The organism is Pseudomonas sp. BGI-2, from assembly GCF_004310295.1.
In the GTDB taxonomy this organism is placed as follows: Bacteria; Pseudomonadota; Gammaproteobacteria; order Pseudomonadales; family Pseudomonadaceae; genus Aquipseudomonas.
Map to the genome: position 1 here is coordinate 79292 of NZ_SISB01000012.1, position 15111 is coordinate 94402.

Consider the following 15111-nt stretch of genomic DNA (forward strand, 5'->3'; position numbering starts at 1 on the left):
ACATTACGTGCTGGTGAGATGCGGGTCGGACTGAGCAGCGACTTTAGAGTGGCAAGCGAAGCGTCGTCGGGCAATACCGCCGAACTGAGCCTGGCAGGCGGCAAGCTGAGCTGTGCTCAAATTGACGCTTCCCGGCAAGTTGGCTGAGCTGTTTTGCTTCGTCTTGTCGTGAGCAATAACTACTTTTTCCGCAGCGCTCAATGCCAGGTAGTTGATCATGATCAATGAGCGAAGGGTTGCGGCGGCGCAGCATGGTAGGCAGGCGATTGCTCGCCGAACACCAGTCGCAACAGTCACTGTTTCGCTAAAAGGATCAGCGCTCATGTTCAAGTTCAGGTTCAAACTGCTTTTGGCGTCCAGTCTCGCTCTGGCTTTAAACGTAGCGCTGGCAGCGCCAGTTGGCACTGTGTACACGGCCAATGAGCGCGACAGTTCGATTAGCCAAGTCAGGCTCGACACGGGTGTGGTCAAAACGCTGACCCTGAACATTGCACCGCATAATTTACAAATCAGCGCCGATGGACGCTGGCTGCTGGTGGTGGGCATGCCTGCGCATGCTGAGCATCAAACAGGAGCCATAAGTGCGGGTGAGTTGCTGGTGTTCAGCACTGCCGCGCTGGATAAACCGGCCTTTAGCCTGCCGGCGGGGCAACATCCTGCCCACGTGGTGACTGATCTGAGCGGACAGCGGGCTTTCGTTAGCGACTCTGCCGCTAATCTGGTGCGGGTGTTTGACCTACAAGCACGCACTCAGCTCGGCACTGTTAAGACCGGTAGTTTCCCCCATGGATTACGCCTGAGCCCGGATGGCAAGAAGCTGTATGTCGCCAATATGCGCAGTGGAAGCGTATCAGTAATCGATACCGCAACGCTGAAAGAAACCGCGCAAATTGCCGTTGGTAACGGCCCCGTGCAAGTCGGCTTCGCCCCAGATGGGCGGCAAGCGTATGTGTCACTGAGCGCGGAGAACAAGCTCGGAATCATCGATACGGAAACACAACGTTTGATAGGTAAAGTTGCCGTCGGCAGAACGCCGATTCAGATGTATGCCACGGCAGATGGTCGCCAGGTCTACGTGGCCAATCAGGGCAGCAGCAGTCAGCCGGATGACCGCGTCTCGGTGGTTGACCCGCAGACCTTGAGCGTTGTCGCCACCCTGGACACCGGTAAGGGCGCTCACGGCGTGGCCATCAGCAGCGACGGCGCTTATGTGTTTGTTAGCAATATCGAGGCCGGCACCTTTTCTGTGATCGATACTGCCAGTCGCACAGTGGTGGCCAGCCATAAAGTTGGGGCCGGCCCCAATGGCATTAGCTACCAAGTGCCCGAGTGAGCAGCAAACAACCGCTGGTTTGACTTAGGTCAGTTCGGGTGCTGCTTAGCGTGATCCGAATTGATCCCAAGGGGCAGGGTCGGTCCCCCTCAGTCCGGAACTCCTCGAGTTGACTGGATAGCACCGCTTTGTCTTGCAGGAGAAGCTGCTTTTCTGTGGCCAATTCGGTCACATGGGTTTCAGCCCGGGTTAAGCCTTCCGCCAAAAGGCTCCCGTTCCCTATCGACCACAGCCAGGCGCGTCAGTGTTTCGGCCAAACGCTGCTCGCAATTGCCGTGCTCTTGTGCCTGATGGATCCACGACAACATGCGACCCTGAAAAGATGTGTGTAGTCACTGCCACGAAACCTGCCTGCATACCGCGATGACCCATTGCCTTGCGGCAGGAGGCAAAAACGTCGAAGCAACACATTTCAAGAGCTAATCGAACACCCCAATGCAGGCATACAAGAAAGTAATTTTCATGCTTCGTGGGCAATGGCAGCGTGTGTCGACCCTCCGGCCTCTACGTGGAGATTCACGATGTCACAGCAAATCAAACACAGCAGATCTAACCAGTTCACTTTATCGGCCTGCGCCGTAGCGATGGCCGTCACGGTCAGGCAGTAGCACCGACGTGGACGAATAACGCCGAACCCACGAAGAAGGATGCGAAGTCCATGTCCGCGAGCAGATGGATCATTCGAAGGTGGATTATGACTTCGCGGCCAACATACGCATGCACCACCAGATGGCGGTCCACATGTCGCAAGCCGAACTCAAGAACGGCAAAGATCCGCAGATGCTCCAGGTGACCAAGGACATCATTGCAGCACAGAAGAAGGAAATCGCCGTATTCGATCAGTGGATGAAAGCGCACAAGAAGCTATGATTAAGGCGCTACTGAAGTCGAATTAGGGTGCGGCTGCTTTGAAATAAGCGGTCGTGCCGGTTTGAACAGCAATCCCCAGCCAGGCTGGTTTGCCTGAACCAAGTAGATCCGAGGATGCGCCGCGGAGCTCGGAAGCATTGATGCGCAACCCGCTCGGTATGCAAGCCGTGGTACCGGTGCTGCTCGATGAAGCAGAACCGAAGACCCCAATCTGCCGCGCTATACGGAGATCGTAGCTATTGCGCATACATCGGAAGGGAATACTCGGAGCCAGATGCCGTTGAGCAAAGCAAGTGCCCTCTTATCCGCCTTTTTTGTATTCACGACAACGGGCTGCCAACCTTCCGTAAGCGTCCGCCGAAGTCACCTTGCATGACTCAGGCAGATACCCACTGATGCGGCAGCAGTTGGTCGATCTCACTCGCTCGCTGCATCGGCAGCCGCGTCAGCACATCTTTGAGATAGGCATACGGATCATGCCCATTCATACGCGCTGACTGGATCAAGCTCATGATCGCCGCCGCTCGTTTGCCGCTGCGAAGCGACCCGGCAAACAACCAGTTTGAACGCCCGAGCGCCCACGGCCGGATCTGATTGTCGGGTAGTCAGACGCGGTTGCCCGCGTCCAACCCCCTAAGAACCGTGCATGCGAGTTTCCCAGCACACGGCTCAAGCCTCTGCTAAGGCGCCTCTAGGCACCCGGTTGAACATCATCGGCATAGGCAAATTGCACATCCCTCGGGCAGCGCAGGTGGTAGATCTCAAGATTGGCTGCTGCGTCCGTCCCGCCATGACCTAGCTTCACAACATGGCGACTGTGCCACGGCGTGTCTTTGGTCACCGGCTTGAAGCAGGCGCGGCACCTGCCGCCCTGTTGCACCCATACCCGATACAGCTTGGCTCGACCTTTAACGGAAGTGAGCATCTTCTTGCCCCAGCGGGATTCAAAGTACTCATCCCATGCAGGGTCGTGAGGGTTGGCAGCAGCCTTAATCTTGATATGCCGCACAATCGGCGTGTCTGAGGCGTCTACTAGCGTGTATTGACGCTTCCGACCATCGGCTGATTTTTCGGTACACGAGAACACCCAACGGCGCGCCCCTTGTACTTTGAAATATCGATCCTTTACCCATCGGCGTGTTTTGCGAGGGTGGCGACGTACCGCCCATCGCCAGAGCATTTCCCACACTGCGCTGTCCACCTGATTGAAGACCTTCTTCGCGACGACATGGCTGTGATAGTTTGCCCAACCCCGTAAAACCGGGTTGAGCAAACCTATCAAGTTCGCCTGTCGTATCGTTTTGTTGGTCTTGATCAACTCTCGCAACTTGGCAAGGAGAGCCCCGATGTTCGCCTTGGACGGCTTGATCAGGAGCTTGCCGTTGTACTTGCGCAGGTTCCATCCGAGGAAGTCGAACCCGTCCCCTATGTGCGTTATTTTGGTTTTTTCCGGAGAGAGGACTAGTCCACGCTCTTCCAGGAATTCAACCACGGCGGGCCTGACTTCATTCTCCAGCCACTCTTTCGAACAGCCAGTGATGATGAAGTCGTCTGCATAACGCACCATCTGCATTTTTCGGGCTGTCCACTTTGCATTGGGAAACCTCATTGCCAGCATCGCTTCCAACCCGTCCAGCGTCATGTTCGCCAACACCGGGGACGCGATACCTCCTTGCGGTGTTCCGGCGTGGCTGGGGAATAGTTCGTTTCGGTAGACGTAACCGGCCTTGAGCCATTTCTGCAAAATGGCCTTGTCCATAGGGATGTTGGCGATCAACCAGTCATGGCTGATATTGTCGAAACAGCCTTGAATGTCGCCCTCTAACACCCACTCCGCGTTTGCTTTTCGTGACAGCACACCAAAGCACTGTGCGGCGGCATCCGCAGTTGAACGTTCCGGCCTGAATCCATAAGAGTTCAGATCGGCGGTGGTTTCCGCTATTGGTTCCAGAGCCAGCAAATGAAGCGCCTGCATGGCCCGGCATTTCATCGCGGGAATTCCGAGAGGTCTAGTCTTGCCGTTTTTCTTCGGAATGAGGACTCTCCGAAGCGGGAGCGGAGAGTAACCTCGCCGCGTCAACGACTCTATCGCGCCGAGCTTGGCCCTAGGCGTATTCCAAGTAACCTTGTCCACGCCGGGGGTATTTTTGCCTTTGTTTTCAGACACCCGTTTCACGGCAAATGCCTTGCCGCTGAACGAGTGAGTCAGCAGCCATTGCAGGGCTTTCACCTTGTTATGTCTGCCATCTTGTACAGCCTTCACAATACGCGCTTGCAGCCCTCTGACACGACGTTGTACGGCGATCCAATCGATGCCGTCCCACGACGTGCCGGAAGGTGCACACGCCAATGCTGCTGCGTTCATTTGCTCTCCTTCCGTTGAAAGGGTTCTACCTACTCTCGTGTGAAGAGAGACCATGAGGACGTCTGCCCGCTTTCGCGTGAAGTGATGTTTCAACCTCTATCCAACCCATTACAGGACGGCGTTCGCTTTTTCCTCGTTCCTTCGCCCGCACCGCCATGGGCAGTTTTTGCAAACTGCTTTCCCAATGGGAGCGATACGGGATTTCCACGTTCCGCTTACTGAAGTACGTCGGGTTAGGTGCCTGCTATCGACCGGGAGGCATGTGGGTCACGAACGCGTAGTCGAAAGACGCTATTCCCACCTCCGTTACCTTTTGGTTCGAGCGTATAAGCCATTTCCGCTCGCTCAACTTAACGATCGTTGCGCAGATTCACATGTGTTCACCGTACCGACTATCTAGCCCTCATCCGGCTATGGCTGCCAGAAGGGTACGCCTCTCGCGATTGGTACCCCGCACCTTGCGGTGCCTCGTTACATTGTCAAAGGCGCTCTTGATTCAGCCTTCTAGATTCACCCGGTGACACGGGTGGTTCCCTCCAAGGGGAACAACTTCTGTAAGCGACTTCGTGTCGCACCTCGACTGGGTTGTTGTCAATGGGCACGGCCCCATCTTCCAGGTAGCGCGTCAGCGCTACCCAGCGTTTAAGGCTGTAATCCAAGGCTTTGGCCGTCGCTGATCCGTTGGGTACAAGATCGCGCTGGGCCAACATCCAGTCGTGCAGCGCTTTCGCTAACGGCGCAGCTTTTTCTTGCCGTATCCGCCAGCGATCCTCATCACTCATCTCGCACGCTTGGCGTTCAACTTCGTACAAGCCGCCAATCGAGTGCAGTGCCTGTGCTGCCAACTGACTTTTATTCGCCACGTGCAGATCGAAAAACTTGCGGCGTGCGTGGGCCATGCAACCAATTTCGGTCATGCCCTTCTCGAAACCGGCTTTGTAGCCAGCAAAATCGTCGCACACCAGCTTGCCGTTCCACGAGCCGAGGAAGTTACGTGCATGCTCACCGGCGCGGCTCGGGCTGAAGTCATAAACCACTGCCTTAAGCGCCGAGAACGGCGTGGTGCAGTAAGCCCAGACATAAGCGCGGTGAGTTTTCTTCTCTCCGGGCGCAAGCATCTGCACCGGAGTTTCGTCAGCATGGACAACTCGTTGGGCCAGAACAGCTTCTCGCAATGCATCAACCAATGGCTGAAGCTGTACACCGGTCTGCCCAACCCATTGCGCGAGAGTTGAACGCGCGATGGCTAAGCCGGCGCGGCCAAAGATTTTCTCCTGCCGGTACAGCGGCAAGTGGTCGGCGAATTTCGCCACCATTACATGAGCGAGCAGACCTGCTGTAGGTATTCCCTTGTCGATTACCTGGGCCGGCACCGGTGCCTGGATCAGTGTTTCGCACTGACGGCAGGCCCATTTTCCACGCACATGCTGTTCGACGGTGAACACGCCCGGCGTGTAATCCAGCTTCTCGCTGACGTCCTCGCCGATGCGCTGAAGTTGGCAGCCGCAGGCGCACTGGGTGTTTTCCGGTTCGTGATGAATTACGGTGCGTGGAAACTGCGGTGGCAGCGGCGCGCGCTTGGGTTGCTGGCGCTTCTCTTCTGGAGCGGGAGCTGGTCGGAGGGCCTTCAACTCGGCGTCGATAGCCTCAAGATCAGTGTTGAGCAGATCGTCGAGCAAGTTGCCTTGCTCAGGGCTGATCTGCTCGCTGCGCTTGGCAAACCTGTGCCGCTTGAGGATGGCGATCTCGTGGGTCAGCTGTTCGATGATGGTTTGATCGCGGTGAATCTTTCTGCCCATGGTGTCGACCTTCGACATCAACTGCGCAGCGAATGCACGCAGTTGGTCGGGGGTCATCTGATCGATATTGGGAGAAGAAGTCATGCCTCGGATTTTACCAAAGCAGATCGCTTGCGGCAGTAGGCCAAGAAGCTAATTACAGTTTTTACAGCAGTGTGATTGTGCCGGCAGCACCAACACGCTGCCAAGGCAAACCTAATACCAAGGCCTGAAGTTGCTCGGTATCCAGCTCCATCTCACAGCCTTGCCGAATGCCTGGCCAGTGGAATTTGCCTTGGTTCAACCGCCGTGCAGCCAGCCAAACACCAATCCCGTCATGAACCAGGACTTTCATTCGGTTAGCACGTCGATTGGCAAAGAGATAAGCACAGTGCGGCTTCGCCGCACCGAATACTGCAATCACTCTAGCCAACGCGGTCTCGGTACCGGCACGCATATCCATGGGCTCGGTGGCGAGCCAGATGGCGTCGATGCGGATCACTTGGCAAGCTCACGGACAAAACGAGCACACCCGTCAGGATCTGAGGATGGCCACTTCACAGTGAGTTTTTGCTGCCCGAAAGGAACCTCGATGTTGACCGACATCTGCTGATCGGGCTGGGTTGTGGGCGCAAGCCTCATCGGAACAAAAGCAGGCAAAGCCGGCGCCTGATGATCACGATAAGCAGGTATCCACTTTCGAACCAGGTTGGCGTTAATGCCGTGACGCAGGGCCACGCTGGCCATCGACACGCCAGGTTGCAGGCATTCTTGGACGATCTGGGCTTTAAAGGGTTTGGGATAAGAGGTTCTTTGGCGCATGGCAATCCTGATGATAGGGGCGATAGTGTCCACGTATTTTTAAGTGGACAACATCGCCCTTATCGCTGGGATCGGGTAGGTGACTTCGCCGGACGCTTACAACCTTCCAACGTTCAACCGTTATCAATCACTGGGGATGCCGTAGCGCGGTCTCAATCGGCGTGTCAAAAGGAGGACTTCATCTGGCATAACAAGATTGTGCCTTCCCTCTACGGCTCTGAACTCCCAGCGCTGACTGCGCCAAGCATCGGCGATACCTTAACCTTGGCAATGCCGAGTTTTACGGTTAAGTCGCTGACTGCGCAGGGAGATGAGCTGGAGCAAGGGCGGCGCAAATTGGTGCATGCATTTGGTGCAGAGGCGCGCTTCCGGTTTGTGGCGAATCGTGCAGTGGCGAGTCACTATACCGGCATTTTCCAAAGCGGCGCCGACTGCGTGATTGGTCGTCTTTCGTTGGCGACTAAGCCGACGGATACCCACTCTGTACCGGCCTTGGCTTTGAAGTTTTTCATTGACGGTAATCACCCGTCGGTCAATTTACAGGTTATGAATTCCATTGATGGCCAAGAGAGATACAATTTCTTCGAGAAGACTTTCAGCAACATCATTCCACCCGCAGGCTCTTTTGCGACGCGCTTACTCGCCGGTTTCTTTAAATGGGCAGCCATACGTTTTGGGGCTAGAGATTCAGATCCCGGTCACTTGACCGTTGAGCATCTGGCCGATATTAACGTCGATGGCTCTAAAGTGGCTGCGCCAAGGGCGCCTTACCAACTTCTTTTTAAGCCGCGGCCGGCAGCTGCTGCTCGCTTCAACGGGGTGACAATGCAGGATGACTTTCGGATAAGGTTGACTGACTTCCCTATCGGAGAGGTGCTGTACGACGTTTACGCCTTGGATAAAGGCGAGACGATCGAGCAGGCTAAACTTTTAGGCCAACTGGTTCTAAATTCCAAGATCGTGGCGTCTCGGTATGGCGACGAAAAGCTCTACTTTCAACACAATATGCAAAGATAAGAAGCCTAAGTCGCTTGCGGGACAACAGGTTGATTCGGTGCTCGCCGGTAATGCGTTGACCCTCAACCGCTGGTTCAAAACGGTAGTTACTGCAGGCCGGGCCTGCCTACGGCTGTCCAAAATCATATTTCGCCGCTCTTGGGTCACGCACTACCCATTTCCTCGTACGAAGCATCGACGATGGTGATGCGCTCATCCCAAGCAGTTTCAGCGACATCGCGGATAATTTCCGCTAGCGTCTCAACATCCACACCCTCGGCCCTGATGCAGGCCAAGCGTCCGAGCGACCAATCGATAACGGTGCACTGTGGGTACTTCCCTAGCAGTGCGGACAGGGCTTCCTGAGGTGGCTCTTTGCGGGTGTACATGAAGTCAAAGTACGGGGCACTGGCATCCTGAAGCGAGTACACCAGAGCCCAAGCATTTGATGGCCCGGGAAACCACATGGTGACGTTACGATGCGCCCATTCTGGCCCACCGTTTTTGATGCGGCGAAGTACTTCGATGATCGAATTACAACCGAGTATTCGGATCATGCGATCAGAATCAAACGTCCAGTCAGGCACAGGCTGGGAGGCTGCTTTACTGGCCAGAAGTGCAGCCATGCTTGCTTTTCTCTTCATCGCATTACCTTGGGTTCGAACGTCCGTATATGGACTCCTCCTCGTTGCAAGCCTCCTTTGCTTTGGCGCCCGTGCCGACTGCACACGTATATTCGGCCTCTGACTTCGGCATCGATTCGATGCTGGGCCATGATGGGCTATTCGCGCGTCGGCTCCCAATCGCTTCTACGTGCTTTGCGCACCTGGACACTTGAGGGTTTTGCCGACGCCGGTTCGACCGGTTTGCCATTGCTCGGGTTGCTTCGCAATCGTGGTGTGAGGTGCTTCTCCCGGGATGAATAGGTCAGGCCGCTGCTCGATCCGGTTGGTAATCAGTGCCGTTGCGCAGCATCGCCCAAGCCATGCGTGCAGTTTTGTTAGCCAGTGCGATAGCGGCCACGTTGGGATGTGAGCGCTCGGCTAAACGGACAGCCCACTGGCTGAGTCGATCGTCTTTGGATTTGGCTGTGCGCAGTGCCGAGCGCGCACCGTGGATCATCAGCGTTCTCAGATAAGCATCCCCACGTTTGCTGATGCCAAGCAGTCGATCCTTGTCGCCAGAACTGTGTTGCTTTGGCGTCAGCCCTAGCGAGGCGGCCAGTTGTCGGCCGTTAGCAAACTGACTGGCATCACCGATGGCAGCAACTAGCGCCGTGGCAATCATCGGGCCGACGCCACGCAGCTGTTGCAAACGGACGGCCGCTGGCTCACTTGCCGCGATCGCAGATATCTCGCCATCTAGTTCGCTCACGCGCTCATCAAGTGCGCGCAGGTCATCCCACAAACCATTCAGCAGACGACGAAAGCGTACTGTCAAACCGTTATCCGCATCTTCTAGCCAGCACGGTATTGCGCGACGCAGCATCAGTAATTCCTTCGGCGCAATGAGGCCGTACTCGGCGATCAGGCCACGAATCTGATTGGCTTTGGCCGTCCGCTGTTCGATTAAGCCGGCCCGGATGCGATGCGTCGCCTGAACATCCTGTTGTTCGATGGTCTTGACGGCGACGAAGCGCATGCTGGGCCAAGTCAGCCCGCAAGCGTTGAAGCGGTGCAGGTAATTGCCGGCACTGCCGCTGCTAATGCGCAGGCTGGTAGCAATTTTGCGCACGGACTGGGAAATTGCACGCCACTTGACCATCCATTTGCATCGCATCTGACCATCTGTTTGCATTCGATTTGACCAGTCATTTGCATTCGAAGTGACCAGGAGGATCTGAATTGATCTCTCATCGTGTACGGGTTGGCTGGCAGAAGAATTCGTCTCGGCTACCCTGGAATGACACGCGAACCTAAGCGTTGGGCTGGAGATTGCACCTGGATCATGCATTTGTGTTTTGTCGGGGCTGGCATCGACGGAGAAAATCGAAGTATCCGACTTCAGGTCGGTCCTCTTAATGTGAAGGATCATTTATCGTGGGCATCGAGCAGACAAAAATGTTGATCAGCACCCGCAGCGAAGAAAACGCCAATCGATTACTCACGGCAGGATGGACCCTGTTGCTCGTGGCAGATCGCTGTGAGGGTGAGCACCAATGGCTTGTCTATCAGTTGGCGTGGCAGCGTGAAGGTGAGCCAGTGGAAATCACATTTACTGGCGTTGAGCCTGGTCCGGAAGCTTTCTAAAATTTGATTCGTCTGATTTTTTTTCGTGACGCTAGGTTCGGAGGACTCGATCCCATTCACGAGTTGTTAATTCGTGACATGCGGAAGGTGATCCACCAAAGCAGCGCTGCGATACAGTGGCCATATTGGCCTCAGTCGCATAGCGGATGGTGACTCCATTTTCGTCCAGCAGTACACCACCGGCACCTCTTAACAGCGCATGCCCAGCTACAACATCATGTGCTGAAACAGCGTAGAGCGAGACACCGCATACACCGTCGCCGGCGGCTACTCTTGCCAGTCTGTATGCGATTGATGGCATTGCATGAAAACGCCCTGGAGCACACAGCTCTCGGTTGAGCTCCGGTTTATTCACCGCCGCAGCACTGACCATGATTGTGCTGTCGCTCGAAAGCTTTTTATCCGCAAGACGCACATCTACTGATTGGCCATTGCGAATCAACTGGGGGACACCCTCCGCCCAACCGATACAGTCGGGTATCCCCTCAGGCGTCACGGGTGCGTATACAACCCCCAGCACCGGGATAGTTTTATGCAGTAGTCCCACCGATATAGCAGACCCCTTCAAGCCCCTCAAAAAGTCACTTGTGCCATCGTTAGGGTCCACAACCCAACACCAAGCATGCCCTGTGAGGACGTGCCCCGTCTCTTCACCCCAAAAATCGCAGCTAAGTAGGCTGAGAAGCTCAGGCCTCAATATCTCTTCAATTTCCACATCGATCACGGCCTTGTCACCTTGGCCACGAGGTCCATCCGGACGATTCCACTCTTCGGATAGCAAAACGCCTGCGCGTTCAACAAGCTCGGTTACTTGAGCGAGAAGCTCTGAAAGATTTGGGTTAGCCATATCGCTCCATAAGATTGATGAACCGCTCAAGGAATGCCTCCAAGGCAGCGGCGCGCGAACTTAGGCGAGACGCCTCGCTACATAAAATAGTGCTTCGAACAACTAGTTGCATGGCATTTGACCAGGCGTTTGCATTCGATTTGACCAGTTGCATTGGACATGACCAGTCACAGTGCCGTCGACGCGCTAACCACCCACCGTAACTTCACGCTTGGTGAGAGTCTCAGCGCTTGCGGCTTCTGACCCTGCGCATAGATTCCCCCTTGAGCTGAATAACGTGAGACTTGTGTACGATCCGGTCAAGGATAGCGTCCGCAATCGTTGGGTCAGCAAACAAGTCATACCACTTTTCCTTCGGATATTGGCTGGTGATGAGCAACGAGCCGTGTTGAGACTGTTGATCAATGACATCCAGGAGGAAAGGTCCAAGCTGCGCATCAATTCCGCCGATACCAAGATCAGCTCGAGAGGGTCTACGAGCAGCTTAAGCCGACCGAAACGCGGTCTTCCTCAGAATTGTCGCCATCTCAGCCCTCTGTGAAGAAGCATCGTACCGCCAAGCGAGGTGAGCAATGAGCCAGGCTGTGATGGTGGCATTCTATGCCCGCGTATCTTCTGACCAGCAGGCTAAACGCGGCACGATTGAAAGCCAGATTGCTGCGTTGACAGAGCGGATCGTGGCCGATGGTGTCCACGTTGCTGAGGACATGCGATTTGTCGACGCAGGCGTCAGCGGCGCGACGCTGATTCGTCCACAATTGGAGCGGCTCAGAGACCGGGCTGCCCTCGGCCTGGTGGATCGTCTCTATGTCCTGTCCCCAGACCGGCTGTCACGAAAATATGCCCACCAAGCCTTGCTGATGGAAGAACTATCGGCGTGCGGCGTGCAGGTCGTGTTCCTCAATCATGCCATTGGCGTCACGCCGGAAGAGTCGTTGTTGCTGCAGATGCAGGGCATGATCGCGGAGTACGAACGGGCCAAAATTATGGAACGCAATCGTCGCGGCAAGCTTCATGGGGCCAAGCGCGGCAGCATCAATGTGCTGTCGACTGCGCCCTACGGTTATCGCTATATTCGCAAGCAGCTTGATGGAGCACCCGCACAGTACGTCATTGAATTGCCACAAGCCGCGACGGTCAGAGCCATCTTTCAATGGATTGGGATGGAGCGACTGAGCATCGGCGAAGTGGTGCGTCGCCTTGGGGTAACAGGCACCGTGACCGCCTCAGGTAAGCCGTATTGGGATCGCAGTACCGTGTGGGGGATATTACAAAACCCAGCCTACATAGGCCGAGCTGCTTTCGGCAAAACACAAGCTTGTGATCGTTTACCTCGGATACGCGCACAACGTCACAGTGCCGAGGTGCCCAGGAAGGGGTGTTCAACCGTACGTACGGATCCGAGTCAGTGGATCGAGATACCCGTCCCGGCGATCGTCAGCGAAGGGTTGTTTCAGTCGGTTCAAGAGCAACTTGCCGAGAATCGAAAAGCGCGTCAGCGCCGCCATGGTGCTGTTTACCTACTTCAGGGCTTGACCGTTTGCGGCCATTGTCACTACGCCTATTACGGTAAAAAGGTCAGCAAGGCAGCGGCCAAAGGCCAACGTCGGGACTATGCCTACTATCGTTGCATTGGAACCGATGCCTATCGCTTTGGTGGCGAACGCATCTGTGACAATCAGCAAATACGAACGGACCGTCTCGATGAACTGGTGTGGCAGCAAGTTGTTGAACTGCTCGCCCACCCCGGAAGGCTAAAGAGTGAATATGAACGCCGGCTGGGTGTCCTGGAAGAAAAGGAAAAAACAAATCCTGATACCGCGGCACTGGAACGACAACGACTGCAGCTGGAGAAAGGCAAGTCGCGACTCATCGATAGCTATGCCGAAGGCATGATTGATAAAACGGATTTTGATCCGAAGATGCGGCACTTGAAGAGCCGTCTGGAACAGCTTGATCAGCAGATTCAGGAGTTACGGCGTCATCAGGTGGGTCAACGCGAACTGTTTCTGGTCATTAATCGTCTCGAAGAGTTTGCCGCTGCTGTCCATGACCGATTGGGCACCGTGGATTTCGTCACAAAACGCGAGATCATTCGCGGCCTGGTCAAACGCGTCGAAATTCACAAGGACGAAATTTTGGTGGTGTTCCGGATTGACCCAGATCCTGGATTCAACGCCAGCGAAAGTTCGCCTGGCTCAGACGTCGGAGAGAAAAGTATGCAAGATCGTACGCGGCGTACTCTCGCCGTTGCTGTCGAACATCCTGCTCAACGAACTCGACTACGAGCTGGAGCGACGGGGTCATCGCTTCGTGCGTTATGCCGACGATGCGAACATCTATGTACGCAGCCCTCGTGCTGGCGAACGAGTGATGAGGAGTGTTGAGCGCTTCCTGAATCAGCGCCTGAAACTGACGCTGAACCGGGACAAGAGCCGAGTTGCCGGGTCTTGGAAGTGTGACTACTTGGGTTACGGGATGAGCTGGCATCAGCAACCGAAGCTGAGAGTGGCGACGATGAGTCTAGGTCGTTCGCGCGATCGACTCAGAGGACTGCTACGTAAAGCGCGGGGTCACAAGATGGCGAATATCATCGAGCGGATAAACCCCGTGCTACGCGGTTGGGCTGGCTACTTCAAGCTGAGTCAGAGCAAGCGGCCACTTGAGGAACTGGATGGCTGGGGGCGGCACAAGCTCCGTTGTGTCGTCTGGCGTCAATGGAAGCGGCCCTCTGCGAGGGCGCGCAACTTGATACGTTTGGGACTCAATGAGGCACGGGCGTGGAAATCGGCAGTCAATGGCCGAGGCCCATGGTGGAACTCGGGAGCGCCCCATATGAATCAGGCGTTGCCGAAGAAGCTGTGGGACCGACTCGGGTTGGTCTCGATACTGGATACGATCAACCGGCTTAGCCGCATAGCCTGAACCGCCGTATACGGAACCGTACGTACGGTGAGAGGACGGCGGGTGTAAATCCGCCTCCTACTCGATCATCACTCGTGCGAGTGTCCATGACCAGCGTTTTCAGACTCCACACCTTTCTCACCACCGCTGCATGCGGTTATCAGGCCCAGAAAGCAAATCAAAAGTAGCGAACGGAACAACGTTACTGAAGTATTCATGCGTATTTTTCCAGAATAATATGAAATTGAGTCTTCGGTTGAAGGGCTTTGCCATCCGCACCCAATTGATAGGACAGTTCTCTCCTGCGATTACTGTTTGACGCTCAGGTATTCGCCGGTCGCTTTCAGCGAGATGGTCACATCATTGCTGCTGCGATTACGCCAAAACCAGCCGTGGGTGCCGTCAAAAATGGCGGTGAATTCACCTTTATCAGTTTTGACCTGCTTGCCCTTGTTGTAGCTGTGGAAGTAACCCTTTTCACCGTTGTAAGGCTCGCCATGGGTGTCGTAGTTCACAGGCCCACCAACCGCTGTCCATTCATAGCTGACAGTCTTGTTCTTCAGCACTTCCAGTTTGATTTCTGTCCCTTCACCTGGTTTGAGCGTGACGCTCATTTGATTCGTCTTCAGAGCTGAGGTAGGTGTCGCCACTGGCTGAGCAACAGGTTTCACAATAGGTTGGACTTGCGCAACCCGCGGAGCTGGAGCTGCTGGTTGAGGTGGCGCGGCATCTGCCAAAGCTTCCTGGGCAAGGATGATCTTCAGTTCGCCCATCTGGGTCAGTCCCAGTGCTCGGCCCACACCCGTTGGATCAACGGCGTATTCCGAAGGCATGACAACGGTCACCAGCAGGCCGACCGCAGTCAGCAGTGCAATGACAGTCGAACGCACCAGTTTGCGAGTGCTAGGCAATTCATTAACAGTTGGAAGCGGAGTATTGAACATGGT

13 protein-coding genes and 4 pseudogenes are annotated in these 15111 nt (G+C 55.3%); 6 read left to right on the forward strand and 11 right to left on the reverse strand.

Annotation, left to right across the window (positions count from 1 at the left end; all coding sequences use genetic code 11):
- Positions 1 to 3 precede the first annotated feature (3 nt).
- Positions 4 to 219, reverse strand: a complete 216-nt coding sequence (locus EYC95_RS10710) for a hypothetical protein (protein WP_131060320.1) — start codon at positions 217 to 219, stop codon at positions 4 to 6.
- A 103-nt stretch (positions 220 to 322) separates the two neighbouring features.
- Here EYC95_RS10710 and EYC95_RS10715 point away from each other — a divergent pair, with 103 nt between their 5' ends.
- Together EYC95_RS10715 and EYC95_RS10720 are read left to right on the forward strand one after the other, a co-directional pair.
- Positions 323 to 1333 carry a cytochrome D1 domain-containing protein gene (locus EYC95_RS10715; protein ID WP_131060321.1) on the forward strand — a complete coding sequence of 337 codons (1011 nt, stop codon included), beginning with the start codon at positions 323 to 325 and terminating at the stop codon, positions 1331 to 1333.
- A gap of 687 nt (positions 1334 to 2020) precedes the next feature.
- Complete coding sequence (locus EYC95_RS10720) at positions 2021 to 2203, forward strand: DUF305 domain-containing protein (RefSeq protein WP_256656942.1); 183 nt, start codon at positions 2021 to 2023, stop codon at positions 2201 to 2203.
- Between the two features lie 377 nt (positions 2204 to 2580).
- Here the strand turns inward: EYC95_RS10720 and EYC95_RS10725 are convergent.
- From EYC95_RS10725 to EYC95_RS10750, 5 genes and pseudogenes are all read right to left on the reverse strand, one after another.
- Positions 2581 to 2802, reverse strand: a pseudogene (locus EYC95_RS10725) (transposase domain-containing protein); the annotation flags it as partial.
- Positions 2803 to 2894: 92 nt separating this feature from the next.
- Complete coding sequence (ltrA, locus tag EYC95_RS10730) at positions 2895 to 4568, reverse strand: group II intron reverse transcriptase/maturase (protein WP_131060323.1); 1674 nt, start codon at positions 4566 to 4568, stop codon at positions 2895 to 2897.
- 575 nt (positions 4569 to 5143) lie between these two features.
- Positions 5144 to 6451 (reverse strand): annotated as a pseudogene (locus EYC95_RS10740) (IS66 family transposase); the annotation flags it as partial.
- 61 nt (positions 6452 to 6512) lie between these two features.
- Positions 6513 to 6848 carry an IS66 family insertion sequence element accessory protein TnpB gene (tnpB, locus tag EYC95_RS30590; RefSeq protein WP_165353280.1) on the reverse strand — a complete coding sequence of 112 codons (336 nt, stop codon included), beginning with the start codon at positions 6846 to 6848 and terminating at the stop codon, positions 6513 to 6515.
- Complete coding sequence (locus tag EYC95_RS10750) at positions 6845 to 7168, reverse strand: transposase (RefSeq protein WP_131060324.1); 324 nt, start codon at positions 7166 to 7168, stop codon at positions 6845 to 6847. Before EYC95_RS10750 ends, tnpB begins: the two co-directional genes overlap by 4 nt.
- Here EYC95_RS10750 and EYC95_RS10755 point away from each other — a divergent pair.
- On the forward strand, positions 7160 to 8185 hold the full coding sequence (locus EYC95_RS10755; protein WP_131060325.1) for a hypothetical protein: 1026 nt from the start codon (positions 7160 to 7162) through the stop codon (positions 8183 to 8185). The two genes, EYC95_RS10750 and EYC95_RS10755, sit on opposite strands and share 9 nt — an antisense overlap.
- Before the next feature lie 143 nt (positions 8186 to 8328).
- Here the strand turns inward: EYC95_RS10755 and EYC95_RS10760 are convergent, their stop codons facing one another.
- Both EYC95_RS10760 and EYC95_RS10765 read right to left on the reverse strand, forming a co-directional pair.
- On the reverse strand, positions 8329 to 8790 hold the full coding sequence (locus EYC95_RS10760) for a hypothetical protein (protein WP_256656943.1): 462 nt from the start codon (positions 8788 to 8790) through the stop codon (positions 8329 to 8331).
- A 301-nt stretch (positions 8791 to 9091) separates the two neighbouring features.
- Entirely contained in the window at positions 9092 to 9961 is an 870-nt protein-coding gene (locus EYC95_RS10765; protein ID WP_256656944.1) for an IS110 family transposase, read from the reverse strand.
- Positions 9962 to 10203: 242 nt separating this feature from the next.
- On the opposite strand from EYC95_RS10765, the gene EYC95_RS10770 reads away from it, so the two are divergent.
- Positions 10204 to 10413: a hypothetical protein gene (locus EYC95_RS10770; RefSeq protein WP_131060327.1), complete on the forward strand. Its 210-nt coding sequence runs from the start codon at positions 10204 to 10206 to the stop codon at positions 10411 to 10413.
- Positions 10414 to 10444: 31 nt separating this feature from the next.
- Here the strand turns inward: EYC95_RS10770 and EYC95_RS10775 are convergent, their stop codons facing one another.
- Together EYC95_RS10775 and EYC95_RS10780 are read right to left on the reverse strand one after the other, a co-directional pair.
- On the reverse strand, positions 10445 to 11260 hold the full coding sequence (locus EYC95_RS10775; protein ID WP_131060328.1) for an inositol monophosphatase family protein: 816 nt from the start codon (positions 11258 to 11260) through the stop codon (positions 10445 to 10447).
- A gap of 223 nt (positions 11261 to 11483) precedes the next feature.
- Positions 11484 to 11711, reverse strand: a complete 228-nt coding sequence (locus EYC95_RS10780) for an ATP-binding protein (RefSeq protein ID WP_256656947.1) — start codon at positions 11709 to 11711, stop codon at positions 11484 to 11486.
- A 136-nt stretch (positions 11712 to 11847) separates the two neighbouring features.
- Here EYC95_RS10780 and EYC95_RS10785 point away from each other — a divergent pair.
- A pseudogene (locus EYC95_RS10785) lies at positions 11848 to 12975 on the forward strand (recombinase family protein); the annotation flags it as partial.
- 520 nt (positions 12976 to 13495) lie between these two features.
- A pseudogene (locus tag EYC95_RS10790) lies at positions 13496 to 14185 on the forward strand (group II intron maturase-specific domain-containing protein); the annotation flags it as partial.
- A 287-nt stretch (positions 14186 to 14472) separates the two neighbouring features.
- Here the strand turns inward: EYC95_RS10790 and EYC95_RS10795 are convergent.
- Positions 14473 to 15108 (reverse strand): transmembrane anchor protein, encoded by a 636-nt coding sequence (locus EYC95_RS10795; protein ID WP_131060330.1) that lies wholly within the window; start codon positions 15106 to 15108, stop codon positions 14473 to 14475.
- Between the last annotated feature and the right edge of the window lie 3 nt (positions 15109 to 15111).

What these genes read in the sequence shown, in the direction of transcription:
- EYC95_RS10715 (WP_131060321.1), top strand. Translation starts at nt 323, where the DNA reads ATGTTCAAGTTCAGGTTCAAACTGCTTTTGGCGTCCAGTCTCGCTCTG.
- EYC95_RS10795 (WP_131060330.1), bottom strand. Translation starts at nt 15,108, where the DNA reads ATGTTCAATACTCCGCTTCCAACTGTTAATGAATTGCCTAGCACTCGC.
- EYC95_RS10760 (WP_256656943.1), bottom strand. Translation starts at nt 8,790, where the DNA reads ATGGCTGCACTTCTGGCCAGTAAAGCAGCCTCCCAGCCTGTGCCTGAC.
- EYC95_RS10775 (WP_131060328.1), bottom strand. Translation starts at nt 11,260, where the DNA reads ATGGCTAACCCAAATCTTTCAGAGCTTCTCGCTCAAGTAACCGAGCTT.
- EYC95_RS10750 (WP_131060324.1), bottom strand. Translation starts at nt 7,168, where the DNA reads ATGCGCCAAAGAACCTCTTATCCCAAACCCTTTAAAGCCCAGATCGTC.
- EYC95_RS10710 (WP_131060320.1), bottom strand. Translation starts at nt 219, where the DNA reads ATGATCAACTACCTGGCATTGAGCGCTGCGGAAAAAGTAGTTATTGCT.
- ltrA (WP_131060323.1), bottom strand. Translation starts at nt 4,568, where the DNA reads ATGAACGCAGCAGCATTGGCGTGTGCACCTTCCGGCACGTCGTGGGAC.
- EYC95_RS10765 (WP_256656944.1), bottom strand. Translation starts at nt 9,961, where the DNA reads ATGCAAACAGATGGTCAGATGCGATGCAAATGGATGGTCAAGTGGCGT.